At 61.2% G+C, this 1222-nt stretch carries 1 pseudogene; it reads left to right on the top strand.

Features of this window, described 5'->3' with window-relative positions:
• A pseudogene (locus GCN75_RS28735) lies at positions 1–1222 on the top strand (hypothetical protein); the annotation flags it as partial.

Genomic DNA, 1222 nt, shown 5'->3' with positions numbered 1-1222 from the left:
CCATCTTGCAGACGGGCACGGGCGACACGCGCATCGTCACCGGCAGTCTGGACAATACAGCGGGCCGCATTGCCGTCAACAGCAATGACTTGAACATCGATGCGGCCACGCTGGCGAACCGCGATGGCAAGATCGAGCATGCAGGCACGGGGACGTTGAATTTGCAAGCGGGCGTGCTGGACAACAGCAAGGGCCGCATCACCTCGGCTGCGTCGGCCGACATCGTCAGCAAGGGCGTGCTGAACAATACCGATGGCGTGATGGCAGCGACCGCCGATTTGCATGTGGGTGGCGTGAATATCGACAACACGCGCGGCGTATTGCAGGCGGACAATTTGCATCTGGACGCTGTGACCTTGCTGAACCAGCAGGGAACAGTGAGCGCCGGTACGGACCTGACGGCCAAAGTGAGCGGTGACCTGAACAACGCCGGTCTGCTGTACGCGGGCCGCCACCAGCAACTGACGGTCGGCGGTGTACTGAACAACACGGGATCGATTGCTTCCGTCAACAACACCCATATTACGGCGGGCAAAATGACCAGCAGCGGCTTGCTGGGCGCCGGCGTGAAAGCGGACGGCAGCCTGGGTGCGACAGGGGACTTGACCATCAATGCCGATGGCGTCTTGCAGGCGAGCGGACAGAATCTGGCAGCAGGCAGTGCGACGCTGACGGGTTCCAGTGTAGATCTGTCGAACAGCCAGACGGGTGCGACAAACATCGCCATCACGGCAGCTACTGGCGATGTCGTGACGAATAAAGCCGTCATCTCGGCCAGCAACGTGCTGGCCATCACCGCCAACGCAAACAACGCCCAGTCGTTGGTGAACAGTCAGGGCCAACTGGTGGCCGGTCAGTTGCAACTGAACGTCGCCAACCTGAACAACGCCAGCGGCGAGATCGTGCAGACGGGCACAGGAGATACCGTCATCACGACAGGCAAGCTGGACAACACGGCAGGCCGCATCGCCGTCAACAGCGCGAATCTGGCCTTGAATGCGACGGTATTGACGAACGTCAATGGCAAGCTGGAGCACGCAGGCGCCGGCATCCTGGCGATTAACGCGGGCCAGTTCAACAACCAGCACGGCAAGATCACGGGCAATGGCAAGCTCGATATCACGGCAGCTACCCTGGACCACCGCAATGCGACGACGGTGGCCAATCAGTTGACGGTGAACGCCGGCACGCTGGATAACCGCAGCGGCAGTCTGGCGCAGAC

This window comes from Janthinobacterium violaceinigrum, assembly GCF_009208555.1.
GTDB classification, from domain to species: domain Bacteria; phylum Pseudomonadota; class Gammaproteobacteria; order Burkholderiales; family Burkholderiaceae_D; genus Janthinobacterium; species Janthinobacterium violaceinigrum.
This window is presented reverse-complemented; position numbering and strand designations above follow the sequence as displayed.